This is a genomic window from Sulfitobacter sp. F26204, from assembly GCF_026410305.1.
GTDB lineage: Bacteria > Pseudomonadota > Alphaproteobacteria > Rhodobacterales > Rhodobacteraceae > Sulfitobacter.
The window spans coordinates 477,396-496,106 of record NZ_JAPMLQ010000001.1 but is presented as its reverse complement, the minus strand read 5'-3'; the positions used below and the strand labels follow the sequence as shown (position 1 = coordinate 496,106).

At 53.5% G+C, this 18,711-nt stretch carries 18 protein-coding genes and 1 tRNA gene; 12 read left to right on the top strand and 7 right to left on the bottom strand.

Features of this window, described 5'->3' with window-relative positions; translation table 11 throughout:
• Position 1: 1 nt before the first annotated feature.
• Positions 2-853, bottom strand: coding sequence for a phosphoenolpyruvate hydrolase family protein (locus OS190_RS02350; RefSeq protein ID WP_267157053.1), 852 nt, complete (start codon positions 851-853; stop codon positions 2-4).
• An 8-nt stretch (positions 854-861) separates the two neighbouring features.
• Entirely contained in the window at positions 862-2,052 is a 1,191-nt protein-coding gene (locus OS190_RS02345; protein WP_267157052.1) for a Tm-1-like ATP-binding domain-containing protein, read from the bottom strand.
• A gap of 318 nt (positions 2,053-2,370) precedes the next feature.
• Between OS190_RS02345 and OS190_RS02340 the strand changes: the two genes are divergently transcribed.
• The 6 genes from OS190_RS02340 (at position 2,371) to OS190_RS02315 (ending at position 8,048) form a co-directional block, all read left to right on the top strand.
• A complete protein-coding gene (locus tag OS190_RS02340; RefSeq protein WP_267157051.1) occupies positions 2,371-3,681 on the top strand; it encodes an ABC transporter substrate-binding protein in 1,311 nt (436 codons plus the stop codon).
• Positions 3,682-3,781: 100 nt separating this feature from the next.
• On the top strand, positions 3,782-4,687 hold the full coding sequence (locus tag OS190_RS02335) for a carbohydrate ABC transporter permease (protein ID WP_267157050.1): 906 nt from the start codon (positions 3,782-3,784) through the stop codon (positions 4,685-4,687).
• A 1-nt stretch (position 4,688) separates the two neighbouring features.
• Complete coding sequence (locus OS190_RS02330) at positions 4,689-5,651, top strand: carbohydrate ABC transporter permease (RefSeq protein ID WP_267157049.1); 963 nt, start codon at positions 4,689-4,691, stop codon at positions 5,649-5,651.
• Positions 5,648-5,890, top strand: coding sequence for a hypothetical protein (locus OS190_RS02325; RefSeq protein WP_267157048.1), 243 nt, complete (start codon positions 5,648-5,650; stop codon positions 5,888-5,890). Before OS190_RS02330 ends, OS190_RS02325 begins: the two co-directional genes overlap by 4 nt.
• Positions 5,890-6,978: an ABC transporter ATP-binding protein gene (locus OS190_RS02320; protein ID WP_267157047.1), complete on the top strand. Its 1,089-nt coding sequence runs from the start codon at positions 5,890-5,892 to the stop codon at positions 6,976-6,978. The genes OS190_RS02325 and OS190_RS02320 overlap by 1 nt, the downstream gene beginning before the upstream one ends.
• Positions 6,978-8,048, top strand: a complete 1,071-nt coding sequence (locus OS190_RS02315; RefSeq protein ID WP_267157046.1) for an ABC transporter ATP-binding protein — start codon at positions 6,978-6,980, stop codon at positions 8,046-8,048. Before OS190_RS02320 ends, OS190_RS02315 begins: the two co-directional genes overlap by 1 nt.
• 4 nt (positions 8,049-8,052) lie before the next feature.
• Here OS190_RS02315 and OS190_RS02310 read toward each other — a convergent pair whose 3' ends face one another.
• From OS190_RS02310 to OS190_RS02295, 4 genes are all read right to left on the bottom strand, one after another.
• Positions 8,053-9,033 carry an NAD(P)-dependent oxidoreductase gene (locus tag OS190_RS02310; RefSeq protein ID WP_267157045.1) on the bottom strand — a complete coding sequence of 327 codons (981 nt, stop codon included), beginning with the start codon at positions 9,031-9,033 and terminating at the stop codon, positions 8,053-8,055.
• A 12-nt stretch (positions 9,034-9,045) separates the two neighbouring features.
• Positions 9,046-9,741 carry a FadR/GntR family transcriptional regulator gene (locus OS190_RS02305; RefSeq protein ID WP_267157044.1) on the bottom strand — a complete coding sequence of 232 codons (696 nt, stop codon included), beginning with the start codon at positions 9,739-9,741 and terminating at the stop codon, positions 9,046-9,048.
• 1 nt (position 9,742) lies between these two features.
• On the bottom strand, positions 9,743-10,912 hold the full coding sequence (locus tag OS190_RS02300) for a mandelate racemase/muconate lactonizing enzyme family protein (RefSeq protein WP_267157043.1): 1,170 nt from the start codon (positions 10,910-10,912) through the stop codon (positions 9,743-9,745).
• Positions 10,913-10,985: 73 nt separating this feature from the next.
• Positions 10,986-11,873, bottom strand: coding sequence for a sugar phosphate isomerase/epimerase family protein (locus tag OS190_RS02295; protein WP_267157042.1), 888 nt, complete (start codon positions 11,871-11,873; stop codon positions 10,986-10,988).
• A gap of 269 nt (positions 11,874-12,142) precedes the next feature.
• Here OS190_RS02295 and OS190_RS02290 point away from each other — a divergent pair, with 269 nt between their 5' ends.
• From OS190_RS02290 to OS190_RS02275, 4 genes are all read left to right on the top strand, one after another.
• Complete coding sequence (locus OS190_RS02290) at positions 12,143-13,000, top strand: sugar phosphate isomerase/epimerase family protein (protein ID WP_267157041.1); 858 nt, start codon at positions 12,143-12,145, stop codon at positions 12,998-13,000.
• 83 nt (positions 13,001-13,083) lie between these two features.
• Entirely contained in the window at positions 13,084-14,139 is a 1,056-nt protein-coding gene (locus OS190_RS02285) for a sugar phosphate isomerase/epimerase family protein (protein WP_267157040.1), read from the top strand.
• Complete coding sequence (locus OS190_RS02280) at positions 14,139-15,311, top strand: Gfo/Idh/MocA family protein (RefSeq protein ID WP_267157039.1); 1,173 nt, start codon at positions 14,139-14,141, stop codon at positions 15,309-15,311. Before OS190_RS02285 ends, OS190_RS02280 begins: the two co-directional genes overlap by 1 nt.
• Positions 15,308-16,108 carry an SDR family NAD(P)-dependent oxidoreductase gene (locus OS190_RS02275; RefSeq protein WP_267157038.1) on the top strand — a complete coding sequence of 267 codons (801 nt, stop codon included), beginning with the start codon at positions 15,308-15,310 and terminating at the stop codon, positions 16,106-16,108. The genes OS190_RS02280 and OS190_RS02275 overlap by 4 nt, the downstream gene beginning before the upstream one ends.
• 491 nt (positions 16,109-16,599) lie before the next feature.
• On the opposite strand, the gene OS190_RS02270 is transcribed toward OS190_RS02275, so the two are convergent.
• Positions 16,600-16,685 (bottom strand) — tRNA-Leu (locus OS190_RS02270).
• Between the two features lie 174 nt (positions 16,686-16,859).
• Here OS190_RS02270 and OS190_RS02265 point away from each other — a divergent pair.
• Together OS190_RS02265 and OS190_RS02260 are read left to right on the top strand one after the other, a co-directional pair.
• Positions 16,860-17,846 (top strand): complex I NDUFA9 subunit family protein, encoded by a 987-nt coding sequence (locus OS190_RS02265; RefSeq protein ID WP_267157037.1) that lies wholly within the window; start codon positions 16,860-16,862, stop codon positions 17,844-17,846.
• A complete protein-coding gene (locus tag OS190_RS02260) occupies positions 17,846-18,652 on the top strand; it encodes an undecaprenyl-diphosphate phosphatase (RefSeq protein ID WP_267157036.1) in 807 nt (268 codons plus the stop codon). Before OS190_RS02265 ends, OS190_RS02260 begins: the two co-directional genes overlap by 1 nt.
• Positions 18,653-18,711: the final 59 nt, after the last annotated feature.

The following is an 18,711-nucleotide window of genomic DNA, read 5'->3' as shown; positions in this document are numbered from 1 at the left end:
TTTAACCCTCTTTCTTTCTCGTGTTCACATCCATCCCCTTGAACTGTTTAATCTGGTCTCGGATGGCAATTTCGGTTGGCAGACGTTCCGCACTACTGGCACCGTAAAACCCGTGGCAACACGCGCAATGCCGCAACACAAAGGCTGCATCATCCGGCATGGCAATCGGCCCGCCGTGACAAATGACCATAATGTCTTCGCGTATGGATTTCGCAGCCGCTGCAATGGCGTCAATCTCGGCAACACAATCGTCAAGGCTTTTCGCTGAAGTCGCGCCAATGGTACCACCGGTCGTAACACCCATATGGGCCACGACGATGTCCGCGCCTGCCTTGGCCATTGCAACAGCTTCTTGCGGGTTAAACACGTAAGGCGTCGTCAACAGGTCAAGCGCATGGGCCTGTGCGATCATATCGACTTCAAGGTCGAAACCCATACCGGTTTCCTCAAAGCTTTGGCGCATGGCCCCATCGAACAATCCAATTGTCGGAAAATTTTGAACGCCGGAAAATCCCATCATCTTGAGCTCTTGCAGAAACTGCGGCATCAGAATGAAGGGATCAGTGCCATTCACACCCGCCAGAACCGGCGTGTGTTTGACCACTGGCAAGACCTCTACCGCCATTTCCTTGACGATCTCGTTGGCATTGCCATAGGCCAGCAAACCGGCGGACGATCCTCGACCGGCCATCCGGTAGCGGCCCGAATTGTAGATAACGATCAAATCAATGCCACCGGCCTCTTCGGATTTTGCGGAAAGACCGGTCCCCGCACCACCACCGATGATCGGCTGGCCGGCTTCGATCAAAGCTGTGAATTTCTTGAGGATGGTCGCGCGAGGTATTGTTGTCATGGTATTTCCTAATTGATGTCGAGATACGCTTGAGCCGCAGCAGCAGAGAAAGCAGTGTCATTGATGTGATATGGCAGCCGTATGAGCTGGCGGGTCTCAGTTTGCTTCAACCCCTCTTCCAGCGCAGCGAAGAGGGCAGCATCTGCCTTTGGATCCCAAAATGGTCCGTCTTCGATATCAAGGTCCGACACGCCCTTTTCCGGCACCAATAACCGCACAGGCCCCGTCGCCTTGTTCAGCTTGCCAGCGATCCAGGTACCGATTTCTGCGCTTTCTGCGGCAGAGGTCCGCATCAGCGTGACATTATCATTGTGATGATAGAGTAACCTGTCTTTGAATTTTTCCGGAACTGTCTCCGGGGCCCAGAAATTCACCATGTCCAAGGCACCAACCGAACCAACATAGGGTGCACCGCTGGCGATCACCGCATCCAGCCTTGTTGCCCCGGCAGACAAAACCCCACCAACCAGTTCATCCGCAATCTCGGTCGTAGTAATGTCGATCAATCCGTCCAACATCCCCTCGGTCAACAATTGTTCCATGCAACGCCCACCTGTTCCGGTGGCGTGGAAGACCACACAATCAAACTGCTGCCCCAAAAGCGAAGAGATCTGGGTGACCGATGGAGTCGTTACTCCGAACATGCTCAGACCCAGACTTGGCCTGTTTTCATTTTTTGCCACATATGGATGAAGTGCCATGCCAAGGATCGATTGGGCAGCATTATGCAGGATATGGCGGCTGATCCTGTTCAATCCGGCAATGTCGGTTACTGAAGGCACCATGATGATGTCACTGGTGCCAACATAGGGTGCCACATCACCCGAAGCGAGTGTTGAAACCATGACTTTGGGAACACCATATGGCAACGCGCGCATACCGGCGGTGACAATTGATGTGCCACCGCCACCGCCAACGCCGATGATAGCGTCAATCGTTTGACCCTGCGCATGACAATAACCTGAAAATGCCGCCGCCATCGCCGCGACCGCTTGTCCGCGATTCTCTGTTGATTGCACAAAACCGGCACCTGCGGGATGAAAACGCATCACCTCTGTCCGGGGTACGTCCATTTGTGTTGCTGTGCTGCGTGTACCTACGTCAATTGTGCAGACTTCCTGCCCCCCCTTCGACAGCAGATCATATAGATAAGCGATCTCGGTTGCTTTGGTGTCAAATGTGCCAACGAGATGAATCATGTAGCCGCTTCCCCTCCAATCTGGTCTGGCCAATTATTCTGATCGAAAGCGCAAAGTCCATCATTTTTATTCACGATCCCACAGATCGAAAGAGGTAATGTACCGTCATTTAGGCACGATAATCACGCGATTTACTAATTTTCCCCAAATAATGCCGGGTAGATCGCTCCAAACAAAGCCTTGACAGGTTCTTTTATCTGGTAGTACCAAAAAGAGGTCTATCAAAGACGACTGCCAACGATGTGCTCCGTTTGTTGGAGAACTGCGGAGGCCAAGACGCCAAAAGGCAATTTGGAACAAAATCTGGGAGGAAGCGAAATGAAAAAGACTATGAATGGAATGCTGGCAGGAGTCGCGCTTGGTGCGCTCACCGCGCCAGCGGCATGGGCTGAAGATCTGGTGATCTTCTGGGCCGAATGGGATCCGGCCAACTACCTTCAGGAACTTGCGAACGAGTATGAAGAGGAAACCGGGATTTCTGTGACCGTTGAGACAACGCCATGGGCCGACTTCCAGACCAAGGCATTTACCGAATTCAACGCGCGCGGCAGCGCCTATGACATGATCGTCGGTGACAGTCAGTGGTTGGGTGCCGCATCTGAGGGCGGTCACTACGTTGATCTGACTGAATTCTTTGATGCCAATAATCTTGGCGAAGTGATGGCCCCCGCAACAGTCAAATACTACGCTGAATATCCTGGCAACTCTGGCACATACTGGGCCGTCCCTGCCGAAGGGGATGCCGTGGGTTGGTCATATCGCAAGGACTGGTTCGAAGATCCGGCTGAAATGACCGCCTTCAAGGAAAAATATGGATACGATCTTGCACCGCCTGCCACATGGGCGCAGCTGACCGATATTGCCGAGTTTTTCCACCGGCCCGATGAAAATCGTTACGGCATCGCGATCTATACCGACAACAGTTACGATGCGATGGTGATGGGGGTCGAAAACGCAATCTTTTCCTATGGTGCCGATCTGGGCAACTTCGAAACCTACGAAGTCGACGGCTACGTCAACTCACCCAAGGCAGTTGCCGCGCTTGAGAATTACAAGAAACTCTACGGATACACCCCTCCGGGCTGGGCCAAGACGTTTTTTGTTGAAAACAATCAGGCAATCACCGAAGGCCTGGTGGCCATGTCGATGAACTACTTTGCCTTCTTTCCAGCCCTTTTGAACGAAGCAACCAACCCACATGCGGCCAACACCGGGTTCTTCGCAAATCCGGCGGGCCCCGATGGCGATCAGTTTGCGGCACTCGGTGGACAGGGTATTTCCGTTGTAAAGTATTCCGAGAACCAGGAGGAATCGATGAAGTTCCTGGAATGGTTCATCAAGGATGAAACCCAAAAACGCTGGGCTGAGTTGGGCGGCTATACCGCAAGTGCAGCAGTCCTGGAATCCGAAGAGTTCCGCAAGGCAACACCTTATAACGAGGCGTTTTACCAGACGATGTTCAAGGTCAAGGATTTTTGGGCCGTGCCTGAATTTGCTGAACTGCTGACATCTGCCAACCAGAGACTGTATCCATTCATCATCGGTGATCAGGGTTCTGCCCAGGAAACGCTGGACGCTTTGGCAGCGGACTGGAAAGAAACCTTCAAAAAGTACGGTCGCGGTCAGTAATTCCATCCGCAGTTAACCAAAGAAAGGGGCGTTGGCGCGCCCCTTTCTCCCCCCGGACACCCAAAGCCCCATCTCTTTGAAGATCAAAGGAAGCATCCCAGTGCCCTCTGAAGTCATGACCCGATTAGATCCGAAATCTCATGCTGCGGCCAAGGGGATGAGCGATCTGAGTATTCGCAATCTCTTTATCGTGCCGACGATTGTTTTCCTGATCGTCTTTAACATTTTTCCGTTACTTTATTCGCTTGGCTATTCCTTTACCGATTTTCGCGCATCCACGAATGCGCCTGCAAATTTTGTCGGCCTGCAGAACTATCGCGAATTGCTCAACGATCCGTTCATCTGGAAGAATTTTTCCATCACAGCAAAATATGTTCTGATTTCTGTCACCGGACAGGTCATCGTCGGCTTTGGCCTTGCGATGTTGTTGAACCGCTCGATTCCGGCGAAAGGTCTGATCACCACACTACTGTTGTTGCCAATGATGCTGTCGATGGCTGTCGTCGGCCTGTTCTGGAAGCTGCTGTATGATCCCAATTTTGGCATCATCAATTATTTCCTTGGCCTGGGAAAGTTTGAATGGCTCGCTGATCCGGATATGGCGCTATACGCCATCGCCATCGTCGATATCTGGATGTGGGCACCCTTTGTCATGTTGTTGTCACTGGCCGGTTTGTCCGCCGTTCCAAAACATCTTTACGAAGCTGCCGAAATCGACCGCGCGGGCAGTTTTTACACCTTTTTCCGGATCACATTGCCACTGGTGGCCCCGATCCTGATGATCGCGATTATCTTTCGCACGATGGAAGCCTTCAAAACCTTTGATCTGGCCTATGTCCTGTCTTCCCAGCCCAACACCGAACTGATCGCGATCCGTCTATACAAGATGGCCTTCCAGGAATGGCAGACCGGCATGTCCTCTGCATTTGCCTACATCGTGCTGATTATGGTTGTCGCAATTACCAATATCTATGTGAAATACCTAAATAAAGTAAAGGCGCGCTGATATGGCTGGTGTCCGAACCCCCCGCGAAAAATGGACGAACCGTACAGCGATAGCCGCGGTTTTCCTTGCCCTGATCATCATGCTGACTCCGATCTACTGGATCACTGCAACAGCCTTCAAGCCCCGTAATCTGGCAACGACAATTCCACCGACCGTGTTCTTCACCCCCGAGGTTTCCCCCTTTGTGAAACTGTTCACCAAACGGTCGCAGCTGAGAGAGCAGCCAACCCAGGAAGAATACGAATCCGCCCCCTGGTGGGAAAAAATGGTTGTCGACGGTGGTGAAAAAGTGGTGCGTAATCGAAAGACAGGCGAAGTACGATCCTCTGGTTACAGTGATCGTTTCAAGAACTCCCTGATCGTTTCGATCATTTCAACGGTGGTTGCCGTCTGTATGGGTACCCTTACGGCATATGGCTTCAGCCGCTTCAAGGTAAAGGGCGAAGACGACTGGATGTTTTTTATCCTGTCCACCCGCATGTTACCGCCTGTTGTCGTCGCAATCCCCATGTTCCTAATGTACCGCGTAGTCGGTCTCAACGACACACATCTGGGGCTGATTATTCTTTATACCGCTTTCAATCTGTCCTTTGCTGTATGGATCATGAAAGGGTTTATCGACGAAATTCCTAAAGAATACGAAGAAGCAGCGCTGGTCGACGGCTACACCCGCATGCAGGCATTTTTCAAAGTGGTCCTGCCCGAGGCGCTGACCGGCATGGCGGCAACGGCGGTGTTCTGCTTTATCACGGCCTGGAACGAATACGCCTTTGCGTTGATCATGACCAACCGCAATGCCCAGACCGCACCCCCTTATATTCCTTCGCAGGTCGGCAGCGGCCTGCCTGACTGGACCGTCATTGCAGCAGGTACGCTCTTGTTCTTGATCCCCGTCGCCATCTTCACATTCCTTCTGCGCAACCACCTACTGCGCGGCATGTCATTCGGGGCAATCCGCAAATGAGTTTCAGATCCATCAATCAACGCTACCTCGCACCCGCAGCTCAAAGCCTGATGATCTTTGGCATCATCTCGCTGTGCCAGCCATGGAGCCTGTTTTTACACAAATACGGTGTGACGCTGACCCTACTCGGGCTCGTCAGCTTTATGATTACATCAAAGATAGCGCCTGACCCTGAACCGGAAGAGCGGTATCAGGAAGACGCCAGCGTGGACGTCAACAAGACGGGGGGCACCCACTGATGGCGCAGATCGAAATGAAAAATGTCCAGAAGTTCTTTGGTCAAAATCAAGTTTTGAAAGACCTGCACCTGACCATCGAAAACGGCGAATTTGTTGTCATGTTGGGCCAGTCCGGCGGTGGCAAGACGACAGCATTGCGCGCAATTGCAGGTCTGGAAACGGTAACATCCGGCAAGATCCTGATCGACGGAAAGGAAGTGCAGGACCGCAAAGCCGCTGACCGTGACATCGCATTCGTATTTCAGTCTTTCTCGCTTTACCCGCATATGACTGTACGCGAAAATATCGCCTTTCCTTTGCGTGCGGTACGCATGGATGCCGCAGAACGGAATCGCGCCGTCAATGAAACCGCCGAAACGCTGCAAATCGCCCAGCATCTCGATCGCAAGCCATCTGCCCTTTCAGGTGGTGATATGCAACGTGTGGCAATAGGCCGTGCGCTTGTTCGTCGGCCACAGGCGCTTTTGATGGACGAGCCACTTGGTGTACTTGATTCAAAATTGCGCGAACAAATGCGGGCAGAGCTGAAGCGGCTTCATATCGCGCGCGGTTCGACCTCCGTCTATGTGACCCATGACCAGATCGAAGCAATGAGCCTTGCCGACCGGATGGTCATTCTGCACGATGGGGTGCTGCAACAAGTGGGCGCTCCGGACGAAATTTACCTGAAGCCCAGCAATCTCTTTGTCGCCAAATTTGTCGGCTCACCTGTGATGAACGTCGTTGATGTTCAAATAGACGGAACCAGGGTGGCGCTTAAAGGGGTCGAAACGGATTTTTCCTTTGGCGAAGGCATGTTGGCCGGTTTGTCCAAGCCCGGTGCAGGCATCGCACTTGGACTGCGTCCCGAGGCGATACTGTTGAGCCATGAAAAAACCAAAGGATACTCAGAGGCAGTGACCACCAATATTGAACCTCTCGGCAGTCACGACATCGTTGATGTGAGGCTCGGAGAAGCCATTTTACGCGTCCGTACCGCCAGTGGTTTTGTCGGCGGCGAAGGTCAAACTGTCTGGGTCGGGCTGGATACCGCTCAGGCACATTTCTTTGACAATCAAACAGAACTGAATTTGCGGGGGGCCGCCTGATGGCAGATATTGAACTTCAGGGCATTTCCAAGAAATTTGGCCCGAACACAGCATTGCGCGGTGTGGATATTGACATCAAGGACGGCGAATTCTTTGTTTTGCTGGGACAAACCGGTGCGGGCAAAACCACAACATTGCGCGTGATCGCTGGCCTTGAAAAGCCCGACACCGGAACCGTGCTGATCGACGGTCAAGATGCAACCACATGGAACGCAGCGGAGCGCGATGTCGCGCTGGTCTTGCAACAATATTCACTTTATCCCCGCTTGACCGTGCGGGGAAACCTGGAGTTTCCGCTGAAATCGCGCACGCAAAATTTTACCGCTGATGAGATAACTCAACGGGTTGAACGGGCGGCCGAGACGCTACAAATTACCCGGCTGCTTGACCGCAAAGTTGAAAGACTGTCGGGCGGTGAAATGCAGCGTGTTTCCATTGGACGCGCCATCGTTCGTCAGCCTCGGGTGTTCCTGATGGACGAGCCCCTTTCTGCGCTGGATGCGAACCTGCGCGACGTATTGCGCGTCGAGTTGAAAAAGCTTCATCAGGAATTGGGTGCCACTTTTGTTTTTGTAACCCACGATCAGGTTGAAGCCATGTCCATGGGTGACAAGATCGGTGTCCTGGACCGCGGCAAGTTGATACAGGTAGGCACACCGGATGACATCTATGCAAAGCCGTTGAACACCTTTGTTGCGCGTTCCGTAGGCACCCCGCCGATGAACCTGGTCGACGGCGTCGTAAAGGGTGGCAAGGCAGTGCTGAATATCGGGGGGCATGCACTATCCATCGCGAATTCCAAGGCGCAAGATGGACAAAACATTCGTTTCGGGATCCGCCCCGAAGATGTCCTGATTTCACCGGATGCACCTGCAGAAGCGCGGATTTTCGACGTTGAAAACCATGGAGTTATCAAAATTCTGACGCTGGATCTGGATGGTACGCATGTACATGCAACAGTGTCAGCGCAGATGAAGGTAAAGATTGACGATACCGTTCGATTTGGCTGGAAACCTGACAAGGTGCTCTATTTTGATCCGGTCAGTGGGCTAAACCTTTCGATACAGTGAAACGTCAGGAGAAACGAGCGCGATAACTGTCCCAAACTTCGGGATTGCACAGATTGACGGGCCGTTCCCCTGCCAGGATCCTTTTCGTTTCCGAAACGACACCCTGCCCCAAGCGAAGCATGCTTTCTTCGGTGATTCCTGCCATATGGGGCGTCAGGATCACATTGGGCAGCTTGAAAAACGCATGATCCGACGGCAAGGGCTGTACGCTGAATACATCTATTGCGGCACCACCAAGATGTCCTGCAGCCAGCGCTTCTATTACTGCGCCCTCATCGGTGACAGGCCCACGGGACACGTTAATCAATAGCGCCCCCTTTTTCATTTTCGCGATGGCATCGCGGCTGATGATGCCTGTCGTTTCCTCTGTCAACGGACAAGACAAAACCAATACATCTGATTGCGCAAGCAAAGAATCAAATGAAACCGCCGTGATTCCCTCTGGCAGGTTGGCTGGGGTCCGGGTCTGGGCGATCACATCGCAACCAAAGCCAAAACGCGCCATTGCCGCAATCCGGCGCCCGATGTTGCCGCAGCCCAGGATCCCGATGGTTTTTCCAGACAGTTCGCGCCCGAAATCAGCATGTTTACGCCCTGCTTCCCAACCGTTTTGCCGCAGATCATGGTTCATCATCGGATACCTTCGAAACAGTGCCAGACTGGACCAGATGGCGTGTTCAGCTACTGTTGTGGCATTTGCCCCGGGCACATTTGTAACCAGCACACCTGCATGTGTCGCGACATCGACAGGTATCATGTCCAGCCCCGCACCATGCCTGACACAGGCCATCAACCCCTTTTCACGGGTGATGATCCCAGGCGGGATTTTTGCGCGCACCACAATGATCTGCGCTCCTTTGCTTTCGGCTGTGATTACTTCGGGTGTCGGGGCGCTCGCGACGCGGTAATCGCCAAGCCTCTGCAACTCCCCTGTCACCTCGGGGTGAAGCATGTGAGTGGAAAATATTACTTTGGACTCCGACATGCCGCCCCCTTGCTAAAGCGCGTTTGTTTCTTTGACGTCCAGCAGTTCTGACCAGTAGCTCATCGCACCGCGCAGATGCGAGTTCATAAGCGCCATGGAGAGCGCCCCATCGCGCCGCCGAAGTGCCTCGTAAATCTGTTGATGTTCCTGATGAGAGCGCAGATTCCGGTCCCCTTCCTTGAAATAGATCGAAAGCCTTTTTTCACTCAGGACATAGAATGTGGTGCACAGGTTGTAAAAAACCTCGTTCTGGGTGGCGCGGACAATCTCAAGGTGGAAGTCATGGTCCAGTTTGCTCAGGCCCTCACCGGCCGCGATCCGTGCCTCTGACCGTGCCAGTATGTCTTCAAGCGTAGAAAAGTTTTCTTCGGTGGCGCGTTCCGCGGCCAATTCCGCAGCTTTGATCTCGTGGATTTTACGTACCTCGACAGCCTCATATATCTGTCGGGGATCAACCGGCAGTCCAGCACGAGCAAAAAACGCAAGCTGTTCGATTCCGCGCTGGTCCTTGCGCAGATAAATACCGGATTTTGCGCGCCGTTCGATCACCTGCATTGCCTCAAGGATGGCGAGCGACTCGCGCACCTGTCCTCGGCTCACGGTAAAATGTTCCGCCAGTTCACGTTCCGAAGGTGCTTTACCCGCGTTACTTTCGGCCACACCAATCAGATATGTCGCCAACTTTGGGAGGAAATCCGTTTGCTGCATGTCATCCTTTTTTAGCGAATTGTTTGATCACACCCTCGTCCATGTCCAGCCCTATACCGGGAGTTTCCGGAATTGCAATCTTGCCGTCATGCACTTCGACTGGTGTTCTGGACAGGTCATGGATCATCGGGTTCGCACCCAAAGAGAACTCAACTGTAAAGCTTGCCGGTGCGGCAGCACAAACCTGTAACCCGGCAAAGAAACACGGTGCTCCAGCCCAAAGATGCGGTGCAAGACGCAAGTTGAAGGCAGAGGCCAGAGTGCCAATCCGCATCGCTTCGGTGATACCGCCACAGCAGGCAGGGTCCGGCTGTAGAATATCAACACAGCGGCCAACAACCAGGTCGCGAAAATCAAAGCGGGTGGCCTCGGATTCACCTGCCGCGATCGGCGCATGTGACGCTGCGCGTACCTCGGCCATGCCGGCTTTGTCATCTGCAGTAACCGGTTCTTCAAACCAGGCCAGATCACAGTCGCGCACCAGATAAGCAAACCTCTTGGCGTCGGCGACATTAAAAGTGCCATGGGCATCAACCATCAGGTCGACATCGGGGCCAAGCGCCCTGCGCGCCGCAATCACCCGTTCGGCTGAGCGGTGAGGCGTGCCATCCATTGACCCGACGCGCATCTTGACGCCATCAAATCCGCCCTTGGTAATATACCCCTGAAGCTGGTCGCCGATAGTGTCCTTATCGGCCCAGCCACCAGAGGCATAGGCGCGCAGGCGATCAGCCTTGCGCCCGCCCAGCAGTTGCCAGACCGGTTTCCCATCAGCCTTGCCCAGAATATCCCACAGGGCAATGTCAATGGCGCTGATGGCAGAAATCGTCAGACCGCGCCGCGCCAGTTCGGGCATCACGTGACCGGAACTGCGCGCTTTTTCCGCACGGACGCCATTATACAGATCTTCCCAGATCCAGGTAATGTCTGCTGGGTCACGCCCGATAATACGAGGTCCGAATTCGTTGTTCAGCAGATGAACCAAAGTACCATAGTCACCTGCGCTGCCTGCTGCATTCTTTGCTTCGCCCCAACCGACCAACCCATCATCGGTTTCCAATCGCAGGATCGCGGCGTCAAAGGTGCGTAACCGGCCAAAATCGCTGACGTGCTGTTGTTCCAATTCGATCGGAATCTGGACCCACCATGCCTGAGCAGATGTAATTTTCATCTTATTCCCTTTGTCGTTGGGCCCTGAACCATTCGACCGCGGCGGGGGACACCGCGGTCGAAGCATGCTGAACTTACTTGATCAGGGGCAGGATCGTATCCGCAGTAATCTGCATCTGTTCAGCATAAAACTTCTCGGTCAAAACGCTCGACCCGTGGTCCTGAATAAATTTCAACTGTTCAGGAGAAATGTCGCTTGGATCGGTATCCACCATATCCGGGTAAGGGGCCGCCGGAGTCCGGTCAACAGGAGCCACAAACTCATTGGTAAGGGCGCCATCATATCCAATTTCCTTGAGCGTCTGTACCACACGCGGCCAGTCGATGTGGCCAAGCCCCGCAGCAAACCGGTTGTTGTCTGCAACATGGAAATCGAACAAGCGGTCACCGATGTCACGGATCGTCTGGAACATGTCTTCTTCTTCGATGTTCAAGTGAAACGCATCCAAACACACGCCGACTTCGGGGCTGACCGCATCGGCCAATGCCAAGGCCTGCGCGCCGCGATTGAACAAATAGGTTTCAAAGCGGTTCAAGGGTTCGACAGCTATCCGCACGCCTACCTTTTTCGCATGATGGAAACACTCTTTGGTGGCATCCACCACCCATCCCCATTCTTCCTCAGGGGTGCCGTCAGGCACAACTTTGCCGACTGTTGCAGGGACAAGTGTGATGATCTCCCCCTCAAGCTCACTTACCATTGTGAGAACGCTTTTGACGTAATCAACAGACCGTTCGCGTTGTCCTTGATCCTTGGCAGCCAAATTACGTTCACCCAAAGTCAGGGTCACAGCACCCCAGCAGCGCAGATCATGTTCCTTTAACAAAGCAAGCGTTTCTTTGGTGTTATACTGATCCGGCTCACCTGAAATCTCGATACTTTCATAACCCATCTTCTTGATCCGGCGCACCGTAGTTTCGAGCGGCTCTGCCCGCATCCAGTTATGTGTCGATAGATGCATAGTCTTTCCTCTTCCTGTTCGAATATCCGTAAAAACGTTTTCCGCTTTGACCTAATGGTGGTTCGAAATTGGTTAGACCAGTTTGCAATCGAAAATTCGGATGGTCAAGCAAAACAAGAAGAGAACTTTGGCATCTATAGGTAAATTTCGCCGATTTATATGGAAATAGCGGCTTTCTCCGCAGCCTTCTCACGCGCGATCATTCAGATCAAGCTTGACCAATCAAGCATTTTTGGTAATACCAGATAGGGATAAATGGGGGTCTTATCGTGAAAATTGGCATCTGCATGTTCCTATGGACCACGCGCATTGATCCAGAACACGAATCCTTGCTGGCCGACATTCGCGCCACCGGTTTTGATGGCGTAGAGATTCCTGTGTTCGAAGGATCCGAGAAAGATTTTGCCGCGACCGGTCGCATGCTGGACAATCTGGGGCTGGAACGCACTGCCGTCACCGCAATGGGCGATTCCAGCCAGAACTTGATTTCATCGGATCCCGCCGTTCGTACCGCTGGAGTTGACCGGATGAAATGGGCGTTGGACCGTGCGGCAGCACTGGGGGCGGACCGTATATGCGGACCGCTTCACTCCACTCTGGGTCACTTTTCCGGCGTTGGGCCAACGCCTGAAGAACGCGCGTTTTCGCGGATCAGTCAGAGCCAGATCGCTGAGCATGCGGCACAATGCGGCGTTACAGTCTGCCTTGAAGCCCTTAATCGTTTCGAATGTTATCTCTTCAACACCATGGACGCCCTTGGCGAACATATTCGTTCCATTGATCACCCGAATATCCGTGCAATGTACGACACTTTTCACGCAAATATCGAAGAATCCGACCCCATTGGCGCATTAATCCGCAACAAAGACGTGGTTCATCACATCCACATATCCGAAAATGACCGGGGCGTGCCGGGGCGCGGCAACATCCCTTGGCGCGACACTTTCGCCGCCATTGACGAAATCGGCTATGATGGCTGGTTGACCATCGAGGCATTCGGACGCGGCTTGCCGGACCTTGCCGCCGCAACCAAGGTATGGCGCGATTTTTCTGAAAGCCCCGAAGCCGTCTACCGCGACGGATTTGCCCATATCGTCAGGTCCATGAACATCGCCAAACGCAACTGAATACCGGGATCCACTGGCAAAGCAATACGACAGAGATTCCGCCAAAATCCGTTAACACATACGTCCAACCGGGAGGAAACGATATGCAAACGATCAAAGGTCCAGGCCTGTTTCTGGCACAATTTGTCAGTGACGAGGCACCCTTCAACACATGGGACGGCATCACGAAAAAGGCAGCCGAATACGGCTATCTCGGGGTAGAGGTTCCGTCTTGGGATACCCGCATTTTTGACCTGGATCAGGCGGCAACCAGCAAGGATTACTGTCAGGAGATGGCCGGTCAAGCCCGCGAAAACGGTGTCGAAATCACCGATTTGTCCACTCATTTACAGGGCCAGCTTGTCGCGGTTCATCCCGCCTATGATGCGGCCTTTGATAACTTTGCCGCCCCCTCTGTTCGGGGCAATCCGAAGGCAAGACAGGAATGGGCGGTTGAACAGGTCAAGAAATCAATCACCGCTTCGCGGCACCTCGGGATCGATCGGACGGTATCATTTTCGGGGGCCCTGGCCTGGCCCTTTATGTATCCATGGCCACAGCGCCCAGCCGGCCTGGTTGAAGAAGCCTTTGACGAACTGGCCCGCCGTTGGCGCCCGATCTTTGATCACGCGGAAGATCACGGAGTCGATCTCTGTTTTGAAATTCATCCGGGGGAGGATCTGCATGATGGTGACACATTCGAAATGCTGTTGGAACGTGTCGACAATCATGCACGCTGCAACATGCTGTATGATCCGTCCCACCTTATCTTGCAGTGCATGGATTACCTTGATCACATCGACATCTACAAAGACCGGATCCGCATGTTCCATGTAAAAGATGCGGAATTCAACCCGACAGGACGCAAGGGCGTCTATGGTGGTTTTCAATCCTGGGAAAACCGTGCGGGCCGATTCCGGTCGCTTGGCGACGGTCAGGTCGATTTCAAATCAATATTCTCGAAAATGGCAACCAACAACTTTGACGGTTGGGCCGTTGTCGAATGGGAATGTGCGATCAAACACCCAGAAGACGGCGCAATCGAAGGCGCGCAATTCGTTAAGGATCACACCATCCGAGTCACGGAAAAAGCCTTCGATGACTTTACCCAGGATGGTGCTGACGCAGGCGCGAACCGCAAGATGCTGGGGCTGGACTGATGGCTATTCAAGGAAAAGCCGAAGACCGCGCCGACCGTATCCGTCTTGGTATGGTGGGGGGCGGTCGCGACGCCTTTATCGGGGGCGTGCACCGTATCGCGTCGCGGATTGACGATCACTTTGAACTGGTTGCAGGTGCATTCAGTTCAACGCCCGAAAAATCCAGAGCCAGCGCTGCCGATCTGGGTGTGCCATCCGACAGGGCATATGGTGACTTTCTGGAAATGGCCGAACAAGAGTCACAGAGAGAAAACGGGATCGAGGCCGTCGCCATCGTCACACCTAATCACATGCATTATTCGGTGGCCCGCGCATTTCTTGAACGCGGCATTCATGTGATCTGTGACAAACCGATGACGTCAACCCTCGCCGATGCACAGAGCCTTGCCAAACTGGTCGAGGCATCCGATGCGCTTTTTGTACTTACTCATAACTACACGGGTTATCCGATGATACGCCAAGCCCGCGAAATGGTGGCGGAAGGTCTGCTTGGCAAAATCCGGTTGGTGAATGTGGAATATGTTCAGGACTGGCTGACCGAAGCCGTAGAGGAAACCGGCCAAAAACAAGCTGCCTGGCGCACCGACCCCGACAAGTCGGGTGGCGGCGGCTGCATCGGGGACATCGGAACACATGCGTTCAATCTCGCCGGTTTTGTCACAGGCCTGAGCGTTGAACAGCTTAGTGCGGAGCTGACAACCTTCGTTCCCGGCCGCCGCCTTGACGACAATGTTACAGTCATGATGCGGTATGAAGGAGGTGCACGCGGGCTGCTTTGGGCCAGTCAGGTTGCACCCGGAAATGAAAACGCCCTGACACTGCGGATCTATGGCGAAAAAGGCGGGATCGAATGGGCCCAGGAAGACCCGAATACCTTGTGGTACACCCCTCTGGGCGAACCCAAGCGTATGATTACGCGCAACGGTGCAGGTGCAGGTGACGCGGCAGCAAGGATGAGCCGGATCCCCCCCGGCCATCCCGAAGGCTATCTTGAAGGATTTGCGAATATTTATTCCGAAGCGGCGCATGCCATCAGGGCCCATATCGCAAAGGCACCGCAACCGGCAGATGTGCTTTATCCTACCGCTGCCGATGGTTTGGCAGGCGTTGCCTTTATCGACGCTTGCCTGCGCTCTTCGAAACGCGACGCGGCGTGGGTTGATCTCGGATGAATGACGGTTCGGGTACCACCAAACAAGCAGCCACTGTCGGGCTATATGCCGATCTCAAAGGGAAATCCGTTTTCATCACGGGTGGCGGATCAGGGATCGGCGCCGCCGTCACCGAGGCATTCGTCAAACAGGGTGCGAAAGTTGCCTTTGTACAACGATCTGATGGATCGGCGTTTTGTGATGTCATAGAGGCAAGCCATGGCGTGCGTCCGGTTTTCATCCAATGCGACATCACCGATATTCCTGCGCTAAAGGATGCGATGGGCAGGGTCGGCATTCTGCAGGGTCCGATCGACATCCTTGTTAACAATGCAGCCAACGATCAACGCCACCGTACCGAAGATGTGGACGAAGCATTCTGGGACAGAGCGATGGCAATCAATCTCAAGGCATATTTCTTTGCCGCGCAAACCGCCATTGAACAGATGAAGTCAAACGGCGCAGGCACGATCATCAACTTCTCGTCCGTCGCCTACATGGCTGGGATGGCCGGCTTTCCGGTCTATACCTCATCCAATGCCGCCATTGTGTCGCTCACCCAGAGTCTTGCCAGAGAATTCGGGCCTGCCGGTATTCGCGTCAACGCCCTTGCTCCCGGTATGGTGATCACCCCGCGGCAACTGGACCTTTGGCTGACAGACGAAAGTATTTCAAACCAACTTGCCAACCAATGTCTGCCAGAGGCGCTTGCCCCCGAAGACATCGTCGGCGCTGTGCTGTTTCTGGCCTCGGGAGCAAGCAGAATGATGACCGGACAAACGTTGATCGTCGACGGCGGATTCATCGCACGCGCCTGAGCTCGGAATCCGGTAGCCTCAAACCGTCACGGGAAACGGTTGGGAAGCTGAACTCGCTACTCTCACCAGGAAACTGACGATCACGGCGTGAGCGACAGCGGCGAAGAATTCATTGTGGCATCGGTCATAACGGATCGCTCCGTGCTTCGTGCTCTGAAAATATTCGAATGTGACCTTGATCCGGTCACAAACTCTTTGACTGCGATTGTCATTTCTAACAGGTCTGTTGCCAACCAATCAGATGCCATCTAAGTCAAACCATAGTTCAGTCAAGACTCGGGATCACTGCTGGAGGTATGAGCATGAAATCCCTATGGGTCGTAGATTCTGTATGGCTTGTCTCGCGGAATCGCTTTTCTGATTTCAGATCAATCAATTCAACTTGGGGTATTCTCAGTGCTTTGGTTAGGCCATTGTGGATCCCAATGCAGACCCCGCGGCAACGATTACCCCATTTTTTCTGAATATTGAATCACTGAGTTGGGATTTAGTGGTGCCCAGGAGAGGACTCGAACCTCCACACCGTTGCCAGTACTAGCACCTGAAGCTAGCGCGTCTACCATTCCGCCACCTGGGCAGGTCACGTGAAGCGGTGATCTAAGGGGCGGAACGGCCAGTGTCAATTGCATTCTGATCGAAATCTACAGTTCATAAATCCGCCTTCCAGCCTGTCGCTTCCAATTGCGGCTTGTTCGGAACTGGGCAGACGGGTAAATGATTGGCCTAGGCATGCACATGCAGGAGTTTCACCATGGCCAAGCTGGTAACAATTTACGGCGGTTCCGGGTTCGTCGGGCGATATATCACTCAACAGATGGCAAAGGCCGGCTGGCGTGTCCGTGTGGCCGTCCGGCGTCCCAACGAAGCAATATTTGTAAAGCCTTACGGAGTTGTCGGACAGGTTGAGCCGGTCCTGTGCAACATCCGTGATGATGCCTCTGTCAACGCTGCGATGGCTGGTGCGGATGCGGTTGTAAACTGCGTCGGCATCATGAATGAATCCGGAAAAAACAGTTTCACTGCCGTTCACACCGAGGGCGCCGAACGCGTGGCACGACTCGCCGCTGCAAATGGCATCAAGCGTCTGGTACAGATCTCCGCCATTGGCGCTGATAAAGATTCAGACAGCGCCTATGCCGTCAGCAAGGCAGAAGGCGAAGCAGCAGTTCTTGAACGAATGCCGGATGCAATGATCCTGCGCCCGTCGATCATGTTTGGACCGGAAGACGACTTTTTCAATCGCTTTGCCGGTATCGCCCGGATGAGCCCTGTATTGCCGATTGCTTGCGGCAACAGCCGTTTTCAGCCAGCCTATGTAGTTGATGTGGCACAGGCTGCTGCCATGGGTGTAACAGGTGCGGTTGCTGGCGGCATCTACGAATTGGGCGGCCCCGAGACAGACAGTTTTCGTGGATTGATGCAACGGATGCTGAAGGTAGTGAATCGCCGGCGTCTGATCCTGAACCTGCCGACCTGGATCGCGGGAATCATGGCCTGGGGCTTTGACATGGTACAGGCGGTTACGTTTGGGCTGGTCTCAAATGGCACGCTGACACGTGACCAGTTGAAAAACCTTGCCAAGGATAATGTTGTCTCTGAAGGGGCAAAGGGCTTTGCCGATCTGGGAATCAAACCGGTTTCCATGGCCTCGATCCTCCCGGACTATCTGTGGCGCTTTCGCCCGTCCGGTCAGTATGACGCCATCAAGAGTTCTGCCCAAAACATGCGCAGCAGTTAATGACAGAGTCAACGACGCTGATTGCTGCCTTTCTGGGTTTGCTGGAAGGCTTGACAGAATTCATTCCGGTATCATCGACAGGTCACATTTTGTTGGCCGGGCACTTCCTGCAGTTTGAAAGTGCAGGCAATACTTTTGAAGTGGTGATCCAGCTTGGTGCCGTTCTGGCAATCCTGACGATTTATGCTGGGCGACTTTGGGCCGTGTTCCGCGATGCACCCCACGATCCGCAGGCGCGGCGGTTTATTCTGTCGGTTTTGGTCGCCTTTTTGCCTGCTGTTTTCATCGGCGTCCTGGCACATGATTTCATCAAAACCGTGCTCTTTGAAACGCCGATGCTGATTGCGGTCATGTTGATATTGGGCGGCGTTATTCTGTTGCTGGTTGAACGTATTGCACCGGAACCAAAACACCACGATGCAATGGCATTTCCATTAACGATGGCATTGAAAATCGGGTTTATCCAATGTCTCGCGATGATTCCCGGTACGTCGCGCTCTGGCTCTACTATAGTGGGTGCCCTACTGTTGGGTGCAAGCAAGCGGGCAGCGGCGGAGTTTTCATTCTTCTTGTCGATGCCAACTATGGCGGGTGCTTTTGCCTACGACTTGTACAAGAACCGCAACGTGTTGGACGTCAGCGCCTTGAACGAAATTGCGATCGGATTCGTCTGCGCATTTATTGCGGCGGTCTTAGTTGTGAGATGGCTTTTAGATTTTGTGAGCAAACGTGGTTATGCGCTGTTTGGTTGGTGGCGAATCTTAGTTGGCAGCGTAGTTTTGATCGCGTTGTTGAGTGGTTTTTAGCATTTAGGTCCGATCCGGATCTATTGTCACTGCATCCAGGAAAAATATTTTTCTGAATA

What these genes read in the sequence shown, in the direction of transcription:
- OS190_RS02295 (WP_267157042.1), bottom strand. Translation starts at nt 11,873, where the DNA reads ATGCATCTATCGACACATAACTGGATGCGGGCAGAGCCGCTCGAAACT.
- OS190_RS02350 (WP_267157053.1), bottom strand. Translation starts at nt 853, where the DNA reads ATGACAACAATACCTCGCGCGACCATCCTCAAGAAATTCACAGCTTTG.
- OS190_RS02340 (WP_267157051.1), top strand. Translation starts at nt 2,371, where the DNA reads ATGAAAAAGACTATGAATGGAATGCTGGCAGGAGTCGCGCTTGGTGCG.
- OS190_RS02280 (WP_267157039.1), top strand. Translation starts at nt 14,139, where the DNA reads ATGGCTATTCAAGGAAAAGCCGAAGACCGCGCCGACCGTATCCGTCTT.
- OS190_RS02260 (WP_267157036.1), top strand. Translation starts at nt 17,846, where the DNA reads ATGACAGAGTCAACGACGCTGATTGCTGCCTTTCTGGGTTTGCTGGAA.
- OS190_RS02275 (WP_267157038.1), top strand. Translation starts at nt 15,308, where the DNA reads ATGAATGACGGTTCGGGTACCACCAAACAAGCAGCCACTGTCGGGCTA.
- OS190_RS02345 (WP_267157052.1), bottom strand. Translation starts at nt 2,052, where the DNA reads ATGATTCATCTCGTTGGCACATTTGACACCAAAGCAACCGAGATCGCT.
- OS190_RS02300 (WP_267157043.1), bottom strand. Translation starts at nt 10,912, where the DNA reads ATGAAAATTACATCTGCTCAGGCATGGTGGGTCCAGATTCCGATCGAA.
- OS190_RS02285 (WP_267157040.1), top strand. Translation starts at nt 13,084, where the DNA reads ATGCAAACGATCAAAGGTCCAGGCCTGTTTCTGGCACAATTTGTCAGT.
- OS190_RS02315 (WP_267157046.1), top strand. Translation starts at nt 6,978, where the DNA reads ATGGCAGATATTGAACTTCAGGGCATTTCCAAGAAATTTGGCCCGAAC.
- OS190_RS02320 (WP_267157047.1), top strand. Translation starts at nt 5,890, where the DNA reads ATGGCGCAGATCGAAATGAAAAATGTCCAGAAGTTCTTTGGTCAAAAT.
- OS190_RS02265 (WP_267157037.1), top strand. Translation starts at nt 16,860, where the DNA reads ATGGCCAAGCTGGTAACAATTTACGGCGGTTCCGGGTTCGTCGGGCGA.
- OS190_RS02330 (WP_267157049.1), top strand. Translation starts at nt 4,689, where the DNA reads ATGGCTGGTGTCCGAACCCCCCGCGAAAAATGGACGAACCGTACAGCG.
- OS190_RS02325 (WP_267157048.1), top strand. Translation starts at nt 5,648, where the DNA reads ATGAGTTTCAGATCCATCAATCAACGCTACCTCGCACCCGCAGCTCAA.
- OS190_RS02305 (WP_267157044.1), bottom strand. Translation starts at nt 9,741, where the DNA reads ATGCAGCAAACGGATTTCCTCCCAAAGTTGGCGACATATCTGATTGGT.
- OS190_RS02310 (WP_267157045.1), bottom strand. Translation starts at nt 9,033, where the DNA reads ATGTCGGAGTCCAAAGTAATATTTTCCACTCACATGCTTCACCCCGAG.